Below are 19596 nucleotides of genomic sequence, written 5' to 3' on the forward strand. Positions count from 1 at the left end.
CCTTTAATAATCAACTAAATCTTCCAGTATTATCGCTTTATCAGCCATATAATGGGCGATATTGTCAAAAATCGTTCCAACTATGTTATCTGCGGTCGTTTCTAAGTTTTCTGTAGGGATAAAATCAAAACTATATTTCACCTTGACCCAATCCTCATCTATAAAAAACCGGCACAAGGAATTTTCCTTGTTAATAGCATTAATCTGATCTAGCAGGAGCTCCTTGCGGAAATCCCTCATTGAATCTTTTAGAAAAACGTAGTCAGTAATGTACACGTCTACTAATGAATATTTATCATCAACAAATAGATTTATATAGATTTCCTTATCTTCAAAATAAGCTGGCCCGCCATAAGTAATAGTAAATGGCGTTACGAATTTGGTGCAGTCTCCTTCTAGATATTCGATATTTTCTTCATATAAGAAATTTCTGCGGTACAACGCCCTATGAATATATGCAGCCAATAGATTCATTGTCTTACTCCTAACCTCATAGTGTATATTCTATTAAAATTTGATATTTATGCTCATAGTTGGGATGTAATGAATGAGCATTTTCAAGTAAACTGAGCCGACAAGGTTCCTTTGTCTTAAGCGATGCTTTATGCAATAAAGCATCATAGTAAATTGCCGTTTGGCGATCATATCCAGGACTAACTTCAGCACCTACAATAATCCATTTGGTAGCTTCCTCATATTCTTCGTAAATGAATTTGCATTTACCAATTAAAAATAGAATTTTCGATAACAATTGAAGATAATCCCGCCAATAAGGGCTCTCACCGAAAAGAGAAAAGCTGTGTGCTTCAATGATAAACTCTTTCATCTCTGACAATACTTCCTGCAATTTCTCCAATGCAAATTCGGCATCATCCTTTTCAGGAATCTTCTCCTGAATAGAACGGGTATACATGTCCAGCCTGTCTTCCATCGTCAATAAATTTATCTTCCCATCACGGTCAAAATAGTACGGTCTATCTTCCATTTATTTGCTCCTTTATTATTTTTGTACTTAAAACAAGCTATATAACCATGGATAAAAATCCTATGAAAAATATAAAAATTCTATTTCAATTTTACCATTACCGTTAACCTATATATCGACAAAGTTTTTCGACAAATTTCTTCAATACTCTATGGTTTGCGATTATGATTTGACGATTATGTAGGTTATAATTCTCTTTATTTTAGGCATTTTGGTATATTTAACAGGCTTTTATCACAGCTCTTTTGGTGTTAACAAAGACCTTTATCTATTAAAAAGCGAAAATAACCAATTATTGACTTTATAATTATAGGAATATATAACTAGATTAGGATTTTACTTTTATTGTGGAGAGTGGGAATTTTGGAGGGGTACATATTTAGTTTTAACTCAGAAGATCAGGAAGGTATTTTATACGGAACAAATGGGATTCCGTATTTTTTCAAGGCAGTTGATGTCGATTCACCTGCTAAGATTGCTTCTCAAGTTAAAGTAGAATTTTCATCATTTACAGATGGCAGCCAAAGGAAGGTAGCCAGAATGATAAAAATACAAGAATCCAAGAGTTTTAAAAGTAAAACACCTCATTCTTCCGCAGCACAAAATGCTGGAAACTCCTCAGGAGTTGCAGGAAGTTCTAATAATTATGCTGATCAAATAGGCTTTCAGGGTACAAGAGGACATGGTTTTGCTGCCGAACAAGCAAACCACTTACATGATAAATTCACTGGGAAAGACGCCCATCTTGTAGGGAGTGATAATAAAAAGAATGGGCCAGACCGCTTGGTAAATGACGTTTATATTCAAACAAAATATTGTAGTACTGGTTCCAAGTGTATTTCTGAATGCTTTGAAAATGAGAGCTTCAAATATATGCAGAATGGAAAACCGATGCAAATCGAAGTTCCTGCAGATAAATATGAATCTGCACTTCAAGCAATGGAGGAAAGAATAAAAAAAGGACAAGTACCTGGCATTTTAGATCCTAGTCAGGCAAAGGATATTGTCAGAAAGGGATCATTTACTTATGAACAGGCTAAAAATATCGCAAAGTTCGGTACGATTGATTCTCTGAAATTTGATGCCCTTAACGGGATTGAATTCTCTGCAAAATCCATGGGAATCTCTTCAGCCATTTCATTCGCCGTAAACATTTGGAGAGGTGAAAGTTTTGAGGTAGCAATGGAAAACTCTGTAAAAGAGGGACTCAAGGTATTTGGGACTACCTTTATCTCCAATATTCTAACCTCCCAAATTGGAAAAACGGGCATTGATAAAACATTAAGGCCGGTAACAGATGCCCTAGTTAAAAAGATGGGATCAAATGCAGCGTCAAAAATAGCATTAGGCTTAAGTAATAAAGCAATTTATGGCGGTGCTGCATTAAATCATGTTTCCAAGTTATTAAGAGGGAACATTGTTACAGGTGTCGTAACAACAACTGTACTTTCAAGCGCTGATATTACCAGAACGATACAAGGTAAAATGTCTGGCCCTCAGCTATTTAAAAATATAGCAAACACAGCTGCAGGCGTAGCAGGAGGTACAGCCGGCTGGGCAGCCGGAGCAACAGCGGGTGCTGCACTCGGTTCCATTGTGCCTGGTGTTGGAAATGCAGTGGGCGCTGTTGTAGGAGCTGTTGCGGGCTCTTTATTAGGTGGAGGTGCTTCTTCAAAAGTAACAAAAACCATTTTGGATAAATTTATTGAAGATGATGCACCTAAAATGTTAGAAATCTTCAATACTGTATTTTCACAACTTGCCTTCGATTATCTTTTAAATGAAAATGAGATTAATAAGGTCAGTGACCTAATTAAAGATAAGTATAATATGGGAAAAGAACTAAGAGAAATGTACGCTTCCACCGATAAACACTCTTATGCAAGAGGAATCATCAGACCAGCAATCAAAACTGTTGCATCGAATCGTAAGAAAATCACGCTGCCAAATGAAGCTGATATTATACAAGAATTAGCACACTTAGTAGAGGTTTCGAGTTCGGCTGATGCATCAAATGAAGATCTTTATGAATATATTACTTGCTCTAGTTGTGGAGCAAAAAAACGTATTCCAATCGTTAAACTACTCGAAAATCAAAATGGTAATCTGAAATGTGGTAAATGCAAAACACCATTAGAACTAACTAGTCCTGCATTAGCGGGTGCTGCCACCCTATAAAATATGCAACCTACGATTTATTATCGTAGGTTTTTTTATCTAATCACCTGTTCAATGGATAATCTGCCCTCCTGCATCATAAACCGTAACCTCAACAGGCAATGTAACTTTATCCTTCTCAAATGTGACATACCAAACCCACAGGTTGTCCCTGACAAAAAATCGGTTTGGCTGTATATTGCCTTCACTATTTATTACGATAGTCTTGGCAGCATCCTCAGCAAATCCGTAGATAATGGAGAAATCCTTTTGAACCTTATGATTTGCCCGCCAGTCTATAGGTCCTCTATCACCTCTCTCCTCGCTGAACTCCTGGAAGTCCATTTCCGGATAAATAAACTTTTTAAAACCAGTAAACTCTTTATTCGTCAGCACCGGAATGATTCCCGAACTACTTTCAGCGAATACTACATTTGATTTAGAATCATAGAGAAGAATTCTTTTGCAATCACCAAATTGTGTGGATACTCTTTCACAAACACTCTTTTCTAGGGAGGTAGTAGGAATAACAGGGCTGGTAGGAGTGGATGACAAAAAGAAAGTAACACTGATTACTACCACTAAACAAAGAACAGCTATTAAAATATACTTCTTCACCTAAATCCCCCTATTGCTAGTAAACTTATATCCATTGATAATAAAATTATAAGTCATTTACTGTCAATTTATAAAACACAGATTCATCTCGAGATTTATGACTCCTTCCCTCACCAACTGATTTGACACCTTAAGGGCTGTACCAAATGATATGCTATAATATTCCAAGTTATTATTGACCTGTAAAATGGGAGTGAATGAAATATGACATCGGAAAATAAACAAAATGTATTATCTGCAGTAGATAGCATAAATGAAATGGAATTAGCACTAACTGCTTTCAACTCCAAAAGGGCACTCTCCCCTGTAGATAAAAATCTACAACTCAAAAACATCGGGGATTGTATTCTGCTTATTGACTCCAATTCACCGAGCTCTATCTATTACAATCGTATTAAAGGCTTCGGATTAAACGATCTTGATAAAATAGACGAGATTTTAGCTATATACGATTCAGAGCAAATAACTCCCTGCTTTGATATGACGCCAAATAATATAAACATTGAGGTTTCAAAATCTTTAATGAGTAAAGGATTCCATTGTGCGGAACAACTGGTATTTTTAGAGATGGAACCTAAGATCGGTGAGTATGAACATAACGATGAAGTAAAACTTGTAAAAGTAACGAAGGAAAATGTAGTGGAATTTCTCCAGCTCATCGCACGTTCGAATGAAATGGAAATAGAGGATGAACTGATTGAAAGGAAAGCAGCATATTTCGTTGGGCCTTTCTTTCAGAATTTCATTGCCTATATTGGTCAGGAAGCAGTCGGAATGGGTTCTCTCTTTATTCACGGAGAGAAAGGATATATCGCTAATGATTTTACATTCCCTTTATATAGAGGGAAAGGCGTTCAAAAAGCATTGCTGCATCATCGAATTAAAGTGGCAGGAGAAATGGGGCTAACGAAGATTTTTACAGATGTGGAGTTCGGTTCGGCAAGCCATAATAATATGCTGAAAGTTGGATTTCGGACTGTATTTATAAATTCCTTTTGGATGAAAGAATAGAGGAATGGAAGTAAGAGCCTGTTGCGCAAACTTCATGGCCCTACTTACTTTGAACCTCCAAAAAGACCATCAGAACCGTCCCCACGGTCACATAAATAAAAAGACGAGCACACAAATAGTGCTCGTCTTTTTACCTAACGTCGATGTTCCACAAGATCAATGGCCCCTAACACAATATGAGCAAGTCCAAATCCGAAGACTGTATTGGCTATCATTTTGTTGGAACCTCGTTTTTGTTTTAAGGCATATCCAGTTGCTGTTACCGCCGTACCTAATACCGTTGGAATCAAGCCCTCGCGAATATCCATGAATATCCCTCCACATCGAAGTTAGTGGTGTTTAGGCACCAACTAATACTTTTCCCTTTTTACTCATTAATTATAAAAATCACATAAAATCTATAATTGCTTTTGGCTCCTCGCAAAAGAGTGACAGTGGATTGCACCCGATTTTGATATACGTCAAAACGGTCAATCTCAAAAAGCTTGACCGTTTTTCCTTGATTATAATCTTATTTTTTTGCCATATCTAAAGCCATGTCAAGAACAGCTCCACCGTTCATGGTTCCATAAAGAATGGAATCAATGACCGCAACGGGAATTCCCTTAGGTTCTGCCTCACTTTTTACTTTATCTAGGGCATAACGAGCCTGTGGTCCTAATAGAACAACATCCGCCCCATCTAGTTCATCATAGATTTCTGTTGCCGGCATAGCGCTAATAGTAGCATCAATCCCACGTTCCGCTGCGACCTTCTCCATTTTGCTGACCAGCATACTTGTTGACATACCTGCAAAGCAAACTAAAATAATATTCATCTATCGTTCCTCCTATTTCTTTACTAGTTCATAGAGTTTTTTCAGCAAGTCCTCACTTATATTCTTAAAAGGAGAACGTTCCACCCTCACAGCGGTTCCGAAATGATATTCCGGGGCATTTGTCCCTTGCATGATTTCCGTTACATTTTCAAAGTTCAAGCCCCCTCCAACCAAAATCTTAATGTGACCGGAGTGAAGGACCATATTTCGTATGATCTCCTTATTCTTACTCAAGCTGCCTTTCCCGCCTGACGTCAGAATTCTATTTATGCTTTTATAGTTGGAAAGAATCTTTACTCCCTCCGCTGGATGTTCCAGTTCATCGATTGCCCGGTGAAAGGTAACCTCTAACCCTTTAGCGGCCCCAAGGAGTCTGTTAAGGCTCTGTTCACATATTTGGTTTTGCTCATTAAGAGCGCCAATCACGACACCATTGGCTCCAAGTTCCTTGGCCATTCTAATATCATGTTTCATCATCTCAATCTCTTCATCACAATAAACAAAGGATTGTGAATGCGGTCTTATGATTACATTGACAGGTATCCTAACAGATTCGATCACCGATTTCATAAGCCCATAGCTTGGCGTTAATCCGCCTTCTGAAAGTGCACTGACAAGCTCAATCCTGTCGCCGCCATAGGCTTCAATCTTCTTTGCATCCTCAATCGTTGCCGCAATCAGTTCCATTTTCACCTCATCTACAGGTGTGGAATCAATACGATCTATCAGGACTTCACGATTCTCACTCATGACTAAGCTCCCATTTTCCCTTTTGAATTCTTGCTATCCTGAACACCTGTTTCTTCGGCTACCTTTTTCTTGTCCATCACGGCTATGAACGGTAACCAAATGAGCATGACGATGACGATATCGACTAATTGAAGCAAGGCACCTGACCAATGTCCTGTTATCAAGAATCCTTGGATTAAAGGCGGAGTTGTCCATGGAATAATGACTCCTGTCGGCCTAGCGACAATCTCAAGCGCCATAGCACTGTAGTTAAGGACGGTGATCACGATCGGCCCAAGGATTAACGGAAGCATCAAGACTGGATTTAAAACCACAGGTAATCCAAACATGATCGGCTCATTAATATTAAATAATCCCGGAGCCAGTGACATTTTTCCAAGCTCCTTGTACTGCTTTGACCTTGCCTTGAATAATAGCACCAAGACCACCGCAAGCGTTGCGCCTGCACCGCCAATCCAAATCATATCAAAGAACTGCTCGGTAATAATATTGGGTGCAATTTTCCCAGCTTCTATTGCAGCTAGGTTTTCGTCCTGAAGCGGTACCCAAAACGGTCTCATGATTCCGTTTACAATGGTACCGCCGTTTAATCCTAAACACCAGAGAAGACTGATGGCAAATACCGTCCCGATGGCACCAAAAATATTATTAGCGACCAAACTCTGCATCGGTAATGAAACCACTTGGTAAATAAAGTCATGGATATTTTCATATGGTGTTTGCATGAATAACAATCGGACCAAAAGCATCACAACAATGATGACAAATCCCGGAAGAAGTGCTGAGAATGCCCGTGATACCGCTGGCGGCACACCATCCGGCATCTTGATGATGATTCCTTTTTTAATAAAATAATTGAACATTTCGGTTACCACTAGAGCCGTAATAATGGCTACAATAATTCCGTTCGTACCGTACCAGCCGCCAACTGTGATGACCTTTTCCACCACATGTGAAGTACCATCAATGTCAATGGTCGTACTAATAGGTGTTACCAGGATAAAGGCACTAATAGACAACATCGCAGCCGAGAAGGCATCTATCCTATACGATTGTGCGAGTTTATAAGATATCGCCGCAACAATAAAGATCGACATGATATCATAGGTTACCCGCTTTGGAAGAATAATAAATTGATTAAAAAATTCCCCAAATAGTTTAACCTGCAGCTCCTGCCAGCCTGGCGCAGGGAAATCTTGAATAATGATAAAGATGGAACCGATAATTAAAAATGGAATAAACGAGATAAATCCGTCTCTGATCGCGGCAAGATGTCTTTGCCCGGCCACCTTTGTTGCAGCAGGCAAAAGTTTGGTCTCAAGGAATCTTTGAATTTTTTCCATATACTGTACCCCCTTTTATAGTAGTTAGGGCCCTAAAACCCCCGAATGCTGTTTACTTTTTATTCAACTGGACTGGTAATCCGCTTAGTATAGGCTTCAAGCCATTCCTCCGATGCCAGTTCGTATACAGTTTTGTCCCCTTTTGGGGAGGCCACATACACCATTGGCATTTCTTCTGAGGTGGCCACGGCAAAAGAGAACTCCACATTAGTGCCAACTCCCCACTCACCATGGTTGTTCATGGCAATCACTGACATCGCTCCCGCTTTTCCGCTTTTCTCTGTCAGATAGCGGGTAAACTGATACACCACACGCTCGGCAGCAGCCTGAGGATGCATGCCCTCTTTCATCAAACGGACCACTTCATAGGACACACAGCCCTTCATTAGATCTTCCCCAAGTCCGGTTGCCGAAGCTCCGCCTATGTTGCTATCAACGTAGAATCCTGAACCTGACAGCGGGGAATCCCCCACTCTTCCTCTTTTTTTCATAAACAGTCCGCTTGTGGATGTGGCGGATGCCATCTGTCCCTTGGAATCAACAGAAACCATCCCGACCGTATCATGGCCATCGTAAGGGCTCAGGTTTTTCTCAGCTATCTCTTTGACCCGCTTTTCCCAAAGTTTTCTTGCCCTTTCCGTCAGCATATTCCTTCTTTCAAACCCATTTTTATGGGCATATTCCTCGGCGCCATTTCCCACAAGGAAGGTATTAAATCGTTCTTCACTCAGGCGTCTGGCAATGGACACCGGATTTTTGTAGTCCCTTATCCCTGCTACCGCACCGATGGAAAGGGTATCTCCATCCATGAACGCGGCATCAAGTTCAACCTCGCCATTTTCATTTGGCAGTCCGCCATACCCCACCGATTTATAAAGGGGATAGTCCTCTACCATCCCTACAGCTGTCTCCACTGCATCACCTGAACTTCCGCCTTGCTTAAGCATTTCACTAGCGGCTTCCACGCCTTCTTTGGCCATCCGCCAGGTTGCAATAATACCCCACTTCACCTTCATCCCCCCTTATTTCTCCTCTAATCTTTTATACAAATGAATCATTTCACTGATTAATGTTTGACTTAGTATCGCATTCATTAAATGATCCTGGGCATGAACCATAATGATTGAATACTCCGATTTGTTCCCTCTTGTTTCTTCCACAATCAAACCCGTTTGGGCATTATGTGCCTTTGCTAGTGACGTGTTTACTTCATTCATAAGATTTTCTGCTTCTTGAAAATCTCCTTCTCGTGCACACTGAAGAGCACTCATCATCTTGGATTGGGCATCCCCTGCGGATGCGATAATTTCAAATGCAGTTTGTTCGACCGCTTTCACCAGCTTCACCTCCTTGCTGCAAAAATAAATAACTTCTTACTTAAGTTGTATTATAGTTCTCCATCACATTCCGTCTCCAATAAACCTTTTCCTAACCATTCGGAAAAAATTTATTGCAGGGAGTACGGAAACGAAATGGCAAGAATGCGGAAGACAACAAAATCCCGGCTAAAAGCCGGGATTAATTTGCATCATAGGTTAAAATCCGTGAGATAAATTCATCAAAATTATTAGATTTGATTAGGTACTGGACCCCCTCCGGTTTTTCAACGATTTCAATGATATGCTTATAAAGTTCGTTTAATTTCTTTCTGTCCGCTTCCTTAAGGGCAAACATAAACACAAGCTGGACTTTGTTTTTCCCCCACATCATCGGCTTTTGCAGAATCGACACCGCAATGACCGTCTCATACGCATTCATCACAATCGGATGCGGAATCGCAAGAAGATTTCCAAAGGACGTAGAAGAAATCTTCTCCCTTTCGATCACGAGCTTAGCATACTCCTCTGGCGTATATCCCTTTCTAGAGAGCTCGCTCCCGAGATATTCAATAACATCCCATTCATCCTTAAACATGATGCCCTTAAAGAAAAGATCTTTTCTAAAAAAATAGTTGATGTCATTCAAAAAACGAGTTCTTCCGATATCGTTTCCATAGAGAAATAAATGTTGATTTATTTTTTCAATATCGTTCTGATCAAGGAATGGCGATACCTCTATCACCTTGAAGTCCAGTTCATAATCAAATTTAACGGTAGAAAGGATGAGGTCCGGCTCCTGCTTCATCAGCTTATCCAGCTCCATAAAGGAGAAAGTTCCAAGAATTTCAACCTTATCCTGATACAAGGAATGCAGTTTTGACTTCAACAACTCGCTTGTCGTGTAACCCGTCGGGCAAATAAGAGCGATTTTCCGTTTGATGGTCTGGTTCCCATTAAGACTATCAAAGGCAGCTCCGAGGTGAAGGGCAATAAATCCAATCTCATCTTCCTTAATGACTAATCCTGTTATTTTGTAAAATTCCTTCGAAACAAAAACAGCAAGTTCAAAGATAAACGGATATTTTATTTTCAGCTCATCCAGTAAGGGGTTCCGCAACAGAACTTGGCTGTTGACCCTTTCAATCATTCTTTTAATATGTAGACATAATCCGATAAAAAGGTTATCGTCCTCTTCAAAGCTGATGCAGAATTCCCTATTGATAGAAGTAATCAGCGCCTCCGTAAGACTTGCTATTTGGGGGTCGATTATCCCCTCAAGTTCGATTTTTTCTTTATATTTATTTTTAATAATGCTTTTCCCTAAGATAAGGTAGGAAATATAGATGATATCTCCTCGAGGGAATCTGACTCCAAAATCATCCTCTAACTGGCCGCAAAGCTCTTCAGCCATTTTATATTCCCGCATTTCCAACACCTTGTCCAATTCCGCTTCCATATCAAGGATATTTTCACTTTTAATCCTGTCAATGGTAATCGCAATATGGATGACTAGATTGACCACAGCCATTTCGTTAAGATGAATGCGATAGTTCTCCACAGCCTGCATCAGCTTTCTTTGAATCAGCCCTAAGTCGAGGTGATGAAAGTACCGTTCATATTTAAAAATATTAAAAAAATTTCTGTTTGTTTCCTTAAATAAAAGCTCACTAAATAGCGCTCGCTTATCCTTTTCACTTCCCGTAAGCGTGATGGAGGCTGCCTTCCTTGATAAGCTTAGGTCCCGGTTGTTTTCAGAAACCAGCTTCTTAATTTCCTTCAGGTCAAGTTCAATCGTTGCTTCACTGACCAGAAGCATTTCCGAAAGTTCATATAGATCTAGCTCCCTGTCTCGAAAGAGGAGATGTTTCAAGATATAGTTGATCCGCTCTTCTGGGAGAACAGGCATGCCTTCCCCTTCATTCGCGACAATCTCCCTGGCTTTATCGTAATCCGAAAGTTGATAACCTTTTTTATTTTGAGATACAATAAGGTCCATATTTACTACGGAATTAATATAGGCGATATCGTTTCGTACCGTCCGATCCGATACCCTAAGCTCAGCAGCCAACTCTCCACCCTTCATCCATGCCTTCTTTTCATAGAGCATTTTTATAATCGTTCGTTGACGCGGATGAAAATTATCCATTTAGGGTCACCTCCAGACAGACAGACAGCGTTGTCGTAAACAATTTTTACATCTATTATACCAGAACCCTGGGCATTCCACAGGGACAGTTTCTCAAGGGGTCAATCGGAAGTTTGTGCGAGAAAATACTGGATGGTGCCTGTGGATTGCTGTTGTCAATGTGGAGGTTGAACAAGTATTAAAAGTAACAGGAGGCTATGTTAAGACGGCTCCTGGTTTTTTGAACCATCAAAAGTTCTTGATGCCGCTTCTGAATTATTGGATACGATTTTTGGCGAAAAAGGACATCATACTCGCACAGCTGTTGGAGTAGCGGAACTTCCTAGTAATACTCCGAGTGAGATTGATTTATCATTGCAGTAAAACAAGAGGATAGATCCAGATGATTTCTTAACAAGAGAAGGAGATATATTCAGTATTCCGAGGCCTAGTATTTAACGTTAATAATGTTAAATACTAGGCTTTTTTTATTACTTTATATATATTCAGCAAAGAAAAATGACGCTACTACTAAGAACCTCAAATAAATACGAAATATCGTCCCCATGGTTCCTTTTTACTAAATCCTCTTTTCGACAAAATCTTTAGCACTACGGATACAAAAGCGCAGGTTTGACAACATCTAAAGCAATTCTAATCAATCGTTTGATTAATTCCATTTCTACTAATCAATCATTTGATTAAAAAGTGGACAAACCCTTTTATCATAGGAACTTTCACCTACTTTCAAAAGAATAAATTGTCGTACAAAAGTTGTGCTTTTTAGGAGTCATCTTCAAAACTAACAAAAGAAACTACAAAAACATATAATCCCACAAATTCCAACAAGTGATAATCTCCATTAAACGTTTGATTATAAGTGCAGCAAATCCTTTTAAAAAACGGACTTTTACCTGTTTTCTTGAAAATATATTGTCGAAGAATACTCTTGGATTTTCTAATTATTTTGCGGTGTCCCTTACTATTGAAGTGTCCATCTCCGCTTCCTAAACCACCACCAATTAAAGACCACCAGAACCGTCCCCATGGTCACGCCCATGGTCACCCCCCTGGTCACCAAGACCCACATTTAGGTACTTTTAACTAATTTGTCAAATTTTATATAAAATTGGAGGGATTTCGGAATTTTTGTAAAATACTTAATAGTGTTGCAATATGACATCAAAAGGGGAGAGCTTTATGAAAGTATTGGTATCATTTTTTAACCGCATCATGCAGCGGTATTTGCCAGATCCATTTATATTCGTCATCATACTAACGTTTGTTGTATTTGGATTAGGCCTTATTTTTACAGATAACGGACCCTACCAAATGGTCCAGCACTGGGGAAATGGTTTTTGGGGACTTCTATCTTTTACGATGCAGATGGTCCTGGTTTTAGTAACCGGACATGTCTTGGCAAGCAGCCATATTTTTAAAAAGGGGTTAGGAGCTCTGGCTTCATCCGCCAAGTCACCTGGGCAAGCGATTGTCATCGTCACGATCGTATCGATGATTGCCAGCCTCATTAACTGGGGATTCGGGCTGGTCATTGGTGCTTTGTTTGCGAAGGAATTAGCAAAAAGAGTAGAAAATGTTGATTACAGGCTCCTTATTGCGAGCGCTTACTCAGGGTTTCTCGTATGGCATGGAGGAATTTCAGGGTCTGTCCCATTAACCATTGCCACTCCAGGACATTTTACAGAAGATCTAATTGGTGTTATACCAACAAGTGAAACGATTTTTTCAACTTTTAATATCGTGATTGTATTAGGGCTGATGGTAACCATTCCTATTATCAACCGCTTAAGTATGCCATCAAAGGACCAAACGATCACGGTTGACCCTGCACTCTTGGAGGGTGATTTCCAGGCAGCGGCCATTGAAAAAGAGGCGCTGACACCTGCTGACAAACTTGAAAACAGCAAATTGGTTTCGTTCTTAATTGGAGCACTTGGACTTGTTTTTCTGTTCTATTATTTCGCTACTAACGGTTTTAAGCTAAATCTCGATATCGTCAATTTCTTATTTTTATTCCTTGGCATTCTATTTCATGGTACTCCAAAACAATTCTTGGACGCCGTGTTAAACGCGGTGAAAGGAACGAGCGGCATTATCATCCAATTCCCTTTCTATGCCGGATTAATGGGATTGATGACGACCTCAGGATTGGCTGCGGTCATATCTGACGCGTTTATTGCCATTTCAAATGAATTTACCTTCCCAATGCTTGCCTTTTTAAGCGCAGGTATTGTCAACTTCTTCGTTCCATCTGGTGGAGGCCAATGGGCCGTTCAAGGCCCTATTATGCTGGATGCAGCGACACAACTTGGTGCATCCCTTCCAAAAACAGCAATGGCCGTTGCATGGGGTGACGCATGGACGAACATGATTCAGCCATTCTGGGCACTTCCAGCACTGGCAATCGCTGGTCTGAAGGCGAAGGACATCATGGGTTACCTTGTCATGGTCCTTGTTGTCAGCGGTATAGTCATTTCACTAGGATTCTTATTCTTCTAAAAAGCAGAGATGACCAAGGGGACGGTTCTGATGGTCCTCCCTACCACGAGAGGGTTCATCATTCTTAATTACTAAAAAAACTTGCATGAGGTTATTCCATGATTTTTTGAGAGGTCAATTCTTATACATTATTGATAGTTTTATGAACCTAGAAAAAGGCTTCCAAAGAACTTCTCAGGCAGCCTTTTATTTATAACTTACTCATTAGATACATAACCTTTAAGGTTCATCGTATTGAAAACATTAGATTTTAATGTCAACGTCAGCTTTTTTCTTAAGCTCTTCTACTTTTTTAGTGAGTTGTTCTTGTTGTTTTTGTTGTTCAAGTTGTTGCTTGATTTGCGGTTTTACTTCTTCAAGCTTTGGAAGTTCTTGACCATCGGGACTTCCTTGCTGGACTGCTTGATCATAATAAGCTTGAATTTCTTCATCCGTTACTTCTCCTGCTGGAATTTCTTTCTCCAGGTACTTCATATATTGAATATTCTCTGCAATATTATTCTTTAGGGTCTTCATATCCAAACCAGCTTGTTTCATAGCATCTTCAAATTTATTATCATCTTTATACGATTCTTTCATTTGTGCTATTTGTTTTTCAACTTCGTCATCTGATGCTTGATACCCTTTTTTATTAGCTTCTTGAAGAATCAACGTTTGTCCCACTAAGCTATCGATGGTTTGTTCTTTTATTTGTTTTGCCGCTTCTTCAGAAGTAGGATCTTGTCCCATTTGTTGCATCTGCATTTGCAGAGAAGATAATACCATATTATAGTCACTGCCTGAAACCTCTTCATCATTGATGATAGCAACGGTTTTCTTCTCCTCTATTTTTTGCTTATCTAGCTTCTTCTGCATTTCTTTCATCTGTTTCTCTTGATCTTGTTGCTGGGTTTGAGCAGTTTGCTCTTCACTATTTTTGGATTGTTTACCTTCATCATTTGTACCACAAGCTGTTAAAGTGACAGCTATGATTCCTGTAATAAGAGTATAGATAATTTTCTTCATGATCCCTCTCCTTTCACGGCCAAAAAATAATATTCTCCATTTAAAACGTTAATCTAGTGGTCAATTATATAAGACATAGTCATAAAAAGAAACCTAAAAGGGTCCACTTCTTCAATTTAGAATCCTTTTACCTATGGAGTTCGTAACCTACCTTTCTTATAGTCTTATTCTCCTTTGTATCTTCGTCCAACAGCTTCTAAAATTTCAAAAGGAGTTATAAAAAATAACATATTAATTTGCAGGCGGCTGAGTATGATTTAAAATTTTCATAAAATTAAGTTGACTCTAACTGTTTACCCTGATAATATTTGTATTAATTTAATAAGTCTTATCAAGAGTGGCAGAGGGAAAGGCCCTGTGAAGCCCGGCAACCTTCAAACAGATGTTTGAAAAGGTGCTAAGTCCTACAAAGTATTTTACTTTGAGAGATAAGAGACGGAATTTTTTTATGGAGCCGCTCTATCTCAGTGATAGAGCGGCTTTTACTTTTCCACTTTTCTTAAGACTTACATTTCTTTATTTTTGAAAGGAGTCAACAATGACAAGAATTAGAGTGGCGTTATTAGGATTAGGTACAGTAGGGTATGGGACATATTCCGCACTAACGAATCGAGAGGAACGATTATCTTCACTAACGGGGAAATCATTTGAAACCATAGGTATCTTAATTAAAAATAAAGAAAAGCCTCGCTCCATTGATGAAAACGTTATGGTTACCACAAGCTTCGATGAAATTATCGAAAAGGGTAATCCAGATGTAGTTATAGAGGCCATGGGCGGAATTGAACCCGCTTTATCCTATATAAAACAAGCGCTTCAAAATGGCTGTCATGTAATCTCAGCAAATAAAGAATTAATTGCAAGTCATGGAAAAGAAATAATGGAAATAGCTCATGCGAGCGGGGTGCGATTTATTTACGAAGCTAGTGTTGGCGGTGGAATCCCTGTACTAAGAACCATTAAAGAGCTGCTCGGTGGAAATCAAATTGAGAGGGTAGAAGCTATTTTAAATGGAACAACCAATTTCATCTTAAGTCATATGCGAACAACAGGTGATTCCTTTCCAAAATCCCTTGAACTTGCGCAGCAGAAAGGTTATGCAGAACCTGATCCAACGAATGATATTGAAGGCTTAGATGCATTTTATAAAGCGATGGTATTAAGCGAGTGGATCTTTGGAGAACAACCTGATTGGGAACAAGTGAACGTGCAAGGAATAAAGGGTATTTCGCATGAGGAAATCTTATTGGCAGATCAACTTGGGCTTCGCCTTAAGCATTTAGTACTGATTGACAGTCAATTGAATGTAGAAGTAAAGCCTGTATTTGTTGATAAGGATCATCCTTTACACGGAGTTGAAAATGTTGATAATGCCCTTCGAATAAAGACAGATTTACTTGGATACCTGACTTTACAAGGACCAGGCGCTGGAGCAGAAGCTACGGCCAGTGCGGTTATTGAGGACTTATTATCAATCTATCTGACAAAGGAAAACAAAAATTATCAATATTCAAGAATTACAAAGAACACATACGAAAATGAAGCTTTAACTCAAAAAGTTTATTTATTATTCTATCAATCCACCAACTTACAAAAAGAAATAACTTCACAACTACATGCTCATGGCGACATTATTAAAACAAATCAAAGCTCTATCTTAAATAAATCTTACATTCTTTTTAAAGGTGATCTGACACACTATGAACACCCTTTACTCATAAACAAATATGAGGTTAAAATCTATAATTCTAGCACAAGTACTCTATTAAATCTGCCGGAAAAAGTAAATTGACTTCTCTCCATAGATAAATCTAGGTTGACACATTGGAATGAGTCTGAGCTTAGGATTAACTTTTATATAAGGTTTTTTTTGTGTATAATGAACATATAATAAAAAAGAGAAGTGTTGTCGCAAACACTTCTCCATGCAGCTCCTGCCGTCTGGGTGGTGGTTGTTAAAGTGGATTATTTCTGAGAACCACCCTCTTGCTTCCTACGGCGCGGGGTGGTTTTCCTGTTTTCTAGTACGTTTTTCCGAAAGAAATATGCACTGACTTCACGCACAATTCCCTTTAGAATTTCTCGTAAGATATCAAGAAAAGTTTCCAGTATTATCACCTCCTTCCCTAATGAAAGAAAAGAAGATTGACAACTGTGCCACCCCAACAATATTTAGCTGCAACTCTATTCTAACACTCTTCACCTAACTAACAACCTATCATTCTTCGACAAAACTTGGGTAGTGACTACAAGAACCGTCCTCCTGAAAACCTCCACAATTTCTCCACACCACCATGCATCATTTTCAACATATTTCCAGAAGGATTTCTGACAACACCTCTTGAATATAAGGAGTAAATTACTTTTTATATCTTACCTGAAAGACCAATTTTGAGAGGAGCAAGAAATTGACTACCATTGATCAACGTTTACAAGATTTAGATATACAATTACCAGAAGCAGCTGCACCCCTTTACCACTATGTACCGGTAAAGATTCATCAAGGTGTAGCTTACATTAGTGGACAAGTACCTAGAATAAATGGAGAAGTTCCTTTTCAAGGTAAAGTAGGTAGAGAGGTTACGATTGAACAAGCGCAGGAACTAGCAAAGATGTGTGTGCTAAAAGGGCTTAGCAGTTTAAAAGCTGCAATCGGAAGCCTTGACAAGGTTGAACAAGTATTAAAAGTAACAGGCTATGTTCAGACTGCACCTGGTTTTTATGAACCGTCAAAAGTTCTTGATGCTGCTTCTGAATTATTAGATCAGATTTTTGGCGAAAAAGGACTTCATGCCCGCACAGCTGTTGGAGTAGCGGAACTCCCTAGTAATACTCCGATTGAGATTGATTTTATCATTGCAGTAAAACAATAGGATAATACAGTATTCCGAGGTGTAGTATTTAACGTTAATAATGTTAAATACTACGCCTTTTTTGTATCTTTAAATACCTCATATATTCACTTCACAATTCCGTAACAACTTTCCGCAATCCACCCTGTCCTTTCACCCTTTCCAAACCTATATAGAAGGTAGAAAGGGTGGTGCATTTTTATGAATTTAAAATCCGGCAGGATTGAAGGGTTTGAACAATATTCTCAGTTTACTAGTCTTAAGGAGTTCAATACACATGTTGAAATGTGGTTAGCGGTGAAGAAGGTGGATTTCTCTAAAGGGGAATTAGTCGCTTTGAAACGGCTGGTTCGTTTTTCTGCAAAGATTCCTGGAGTTTCGAACGCGAAGATTGGTACGATCCTAAAAGCGATTAATGAAGATTATCAAGGTAACGGAATCTCCCGCTCCACATTTAAACGGATGACCATGAAAGCGAAAGAATTAGGAATTATCACCATCCATGAAACAGAACGCAAAAATGGTTCACAGTCCAGCAACCTTTATTGTTTTAATCGTTTTCCTAAAAGTGAACCACCCAAAGCGGAAATAATGAACCACCCTAAAGAAACTAATAATCTTTTAAAAACTAATCATCAAAAGAATAATAAACGTAACGAAGCGCCGACTGAACTCGATTACACTTTTGTTAGTGATAAAGTTCCTCAAGCATTTGTTCAAGTTGTAAAATACTTCTTCTCTGATGCGAAAACGATTGAAGAATACTGGCATATGGTACAAATCGCTGCATTTCGATTTGAATGTGACCAGGACAAAGAGGACATTCTCAGTTTAGCGATTACGTCATTTAAACAGCTGATACGAAAATTGAAATCTACCACTCAGGTAACAAAGCCGATTGCCTTCTTTTATGGAATCTTAACCAACAAATTAAAAGAATTCTATCTCCACCAATTATTTGAAATGAAATCTGAACATAAGCCATTTCGCTATGTGCTCGGAAACGGTGAAGTCATGTACTATGATTGGCTGCATACAGAGTCATAATTTCTTGACGATACTTAAGAACACACAATAAAACCAAAAGAACCGTCCCCATGGTCACTGTTGTTCCAATTTGAATCAAATTTCACCCTATAAATCTATTTTTCTAAGCTAAATTCACTTTTCCGTGATTCGAAGTTTCTCTATGGATGAATTAAGGTAAAGCTACCTAGGAATATATCGGAAGCGCGCTGCCTGAAGGACTTTTACCAGTGGAGAGCTTTGATGATTTAGTTGTACAGTATCGGCCTATGATTCATAAGATTATGAGATCCCTGCACATTTATAAAAACCAGCATGAATTTTATCAGACGGGGTTAATTGCACTTTGGGAAGCTTCACAATCCTTTGATGAACGAAAAGGTAGTTTTTCAAATTATGCCTACACCTTTATAAAAGGGAAAATGTTATCTGAAATGACGCAGCACAACCACTATCAGGAAAATAACATTCTTCCAAAGGAAGAGGAATTCTGGGTAGGTGTGGAAGGTCACGAATCACCAAAACTTCTTGAAAAAGAAATCATTCAAACCTATTGCGATTGCCTTACAGAAAAAGAGGCAAAATGGGTAATACAATCATCCTTAAATCAATTATCCATAAAAGAAATAGCAGAAAACGAGAAGGTAACACTCTCCGCTGTTAAGCAATGGAAAGCAGGAGCAATTAGAAAATTGAGGGAAAAGCTTACAAATCACCAGTAACATCATCATTTTCAACCCTGGGCAGCTCGTACACCATCTAAGCTACCCGGGACTTTTTTACTATAATATTCACAAATTATCCACCAATGGTACGCGTATACGGTACACCTATTATTTGAAGAAATGGTATTTTTTAATTAAGTGTTCAAGTTTGTCTAACAATAGAAAAAACACTTCCACCACACTTTCTAAATGCTATTTCTTCTTTAAGTGAAACTACAAACTAGCCTCAAATCAACCAGACCTTCTTTATTTTCACATGTCAAAAGTATTTGCTCAACCATTGACACCCAGATCCATAACCTACATTGAGAACCATGTTCTACCTGCTGCTAGTACCAAAAAT

At 38.9% G+C, this 19596-nt stretch carries 19 protein-coding genes and 1 riboswitch; of the genes, 8 read left to right on the forward strand and 11 right to left on the reverse strand.

The features are described 5' to 3' along the window. Positions 1 to 3: 3 nt before the first annotated feature. Both SFC47_RS17595 and SFC47_RS17600 read right to left on the reverse strand, forming a co-directional pair. A complete protein-coding gene (locus tag SFC47_RS17595; protein ID WP_411255615.1) occupies positions 4 to 474 on the reverse strand; it encodes a hypothetical protein in 471 nt (156 codons plus the stop codon). Between the two features lie 16 nt (positions 475 to 490). Next, positions 491 to 985, reverse strand: coding sequence for a hypothetical protein (locus SFC47_RS17600; protein ID WP_411255616.1), 495 nt, complete (start codon positions 983 to 985; stop codon positions 491 to 493). A 363-nt stretch (positions 986 to 1348) separates the two neighbouring features. On the opposite strand from SFC47_RS17600, the gene SFC47_RS17605 reads away from it, so the two are divergent. After that, entirely contained in the window at positions 1349 to 3163 is a 1815-nt protein-coding gene (locus SFC47_RS17605; protein ID WP_411255617.1) for a hypothetical protein, read from the forward strand. Positions 3164 to 3214: 51 nt separating this feature from the next. Here SFC47_RS17605 and SFC47_RS17610 read toward each other — a convergent pair whose 3' ends face one another. Beyond that, complete coding sequence (locus SFC47_RS17610) at positions 3215 to 3760, reverse strand: hypothetical protein (RefSeq protein ID WP_411255618.1); 546 nt, start codon at positions 3758 to 3760, stop codon at positions 3215 to 3217. A 204-nt stretch (positions 3761 to 3964) separates the two neighbouring features. On the opposite strand from SFC47_RS17610, the gene SFC47_RS17615 reads away from it, so the two are divergent. After that, positions 3965 to 4771 (forward strand): GNAT family N-acetyltransferase, encoded by an 807-nt coding sequence (locus SFC47_RS17615; protein ID WP_411255619.1) that lies wholly within the window; start codon positions 3965 to 3967, stop codon positions 4769 to 4771. Positions 4772 to 4905: 134 nt separating this feature from the next. On the opposite strand, the gene SFC47_RS17620 is transcribed toward SFC47_RS17615, so the two are convergent. From SFC47_RS17620 to SFC47_RS17650, 7 genes are all read right to left on the reverse strand, one after another. Next, a complete protein-coding gene (locus tag SFC47_RS17620; protein ID WP_192651005.1) occupies positions 4906 to 5079 on the reverse strand; it encodes an asparagine synthase in 174 nt (57 codons plus the stop codon). A 203-nt stretch (positions 5080 to 5282) separates the two neighbouring features. Further along, the gene (locus SFC47_RS17625; protein ID WP_411255620.1) at positions 5283 to 5588 is read right to left on the reverse strand and encodes a PTS sugar transporter subunit IIB; all 306 of its coding nucleotides are present in this window, start codon (positions 5586 to 5588) and stop codon (positions 5283 to 5285) included. Between the two features lie 12 nt (positions 5589 to 5600). Further along, the gene (locus SFC47_RS17630) at positions 5601 to 6338 is read right to left on the reverse strand and encodes a copper homeostasis protein CutC (protein WP_411255621.1); all 738 of its coding nucleotides are present in this window, start codon (positions 6336 to 6338) and stop codon (positions 5601 to 5603) included. 2 nt (positions 6339 to 6340) lie between these two features. After that, positions 6341 to 7681: a PTS sugar transporter subunit IIC gene (locus tag SFC47_RS17635; RefSeq protein WP_411255622.1), complete on the reverse strand. Its 1341-nt coding sequence runs from the start codon at positions 7679 to 7681 to the stop codon at positions 6341 to 6343. A gap of 59 nt (positions 7682 to 7740) precedes the next feature. Then, positions 7741 to 8697: a glycosylasparaginase gene (locus SFC47_RS17640; RefSeq protein WP_411255624.1), complete on the reverse strand. Its 957-nt coding sequence runs from the start codon at positions 8695 to 8697 to the stop codon at positions 7741 to 7743. A gap of 6 nt (positions 8698 to 8703) precedes the next feature. After that, entirely contained in the window at positions 8704 to 9018 is a 315-nt protein-coding gene (locus SFC47_RS17645) for a PTS lactose/cellobiose transporter subunit IIA (RefSeq protein ID WP_411255625.1), read from the reverse strand. 181 nt (positions 9019 to 9199) lie between these two features. After that, entirely contained in the window at positions 9200 to 11146 is a 1947-nt protein-coding gene (locus SFC47_RS17650; protein WP_411255626.1) for a BglG family transcription antiterminator, read from the reverse strand. Positions 11147 to 11261: 115 nt separating this feature from the next. Here SFC47_RS17650 and SFC47_RS17655 point away from each other — a divergent pair, with 115 nt between their 5' ends. Beyond that, a complete protein-coding gene (locus tag SFC47_RS17655) occupies positions 11262 to 11459 on the forward strand; it encodes a hypothetical protein (RefSeq protein WP_411255627.1) in 198 nt (65 codons plus the stop codon). Positions 11460 to 12325: 866 nt separating this feature from the next. Then, entirely contained in the window at positions 12326 to 13645 is a 1320-nt protein-coding gene (locus tag SFC47_RS17660; RefSeq protein ID WP_411255628.1) for a short-chain fatty acid transporter, read from the forward strand. Between the two features lie 243 nt (positions 13646 to 13888). Here the strand turns inward: SFC47_RS17660 and SFC47_RS17665 are convergent, their stop codons facing one another. Next, positions 13889 to 14650 carry a SurA N-terminal domain-containing protein gene (locus tag SFC47_RS17665; RefSeq protein ID WP_411255629.1) on the reverse strand — a complete coding sequence of 254 codons (762 nt, stop codon included), beginning with the start codon at positions 14648 to 14650 and terminating at the stop codon, positions 13889 to 13891. A gap of 325 nt (positions 14651 to 14975) precedes the next feature. Beyond that, a riboswitch (SAM riboswitch) is annotated at positions 14976 to 15085 on the forward strand. A 103-nt stretch (positions 15086 to 15188) separates the two neighbouring features. Between SFC47_RS17665 and SFC47_RS17670 the strand changes: the two genes are divergently transcribed. The 4 genes from SFC47_RS17670 (at position 15189) to SFC47_RS17685 (ending at position 19250) form a co-directional block, all read left to right on the forward strand. Next, the gene (locus tag SFC47_RS17670; protein WP_411255630.1) at positions 15189 to 16442 is read left to right on the forward strand and encodes a homoserine dehydrogenase; all 1254 of its coding nucleotides are present in this window, start codon (positions 15189 to 15191) and stop codon (positions 16440 to 16442) included. 616 nt (positions 16443 to 17058) lie between these two features. Beyond that, on the forward strand, positions 17059 to 17523 hold the full coding sequence (locus tag SFC47_RS17675; RefSeq protein ID WP_411255631.1) for a RidA family protein: 465 nt from the start codon (positions 17059 to 17061) through the stop codon (positions 17521 to 17523). A 180-nt stretch (positions 17524 to 17703) separates the two neighbouring features. Then, positions 17704 to 18549: a hypothetical protein gene (locus tag SFC47_RS17680; protein ID WP_411255632.1), complete on the forward strand. Its 846-nt coding sequence runs from the start codon at positions 17704 to 17706 to the stop codon at positions 18547 to 18549. A gap of 209 nt (positions 18550 to 18758) precedes the next feature. Continuing rightward, the gene (locus SFC47_RS17685) at positions 18759 to 19250 is read left to right on the forward strand and encodes a sigma-70 family RNA polymerase sigma factor (protein ID WP_411255633.1); all 492 of its coding nucleotides are present in this window, start codon (positions 18759 to 18761) and stop codon (positions 19248 to 19250) included. Positions 19251 to 19596 lie beyond the last annotated feature (346 nt).

Source organism: Neobacillus niacini (assembly GCF_046591715.1).
GTDB lineage: Bacteria > Bacillota > Bacilli > Bacillales > Cytobacillaceae > Neobacillus > Neobacillus niacini_L.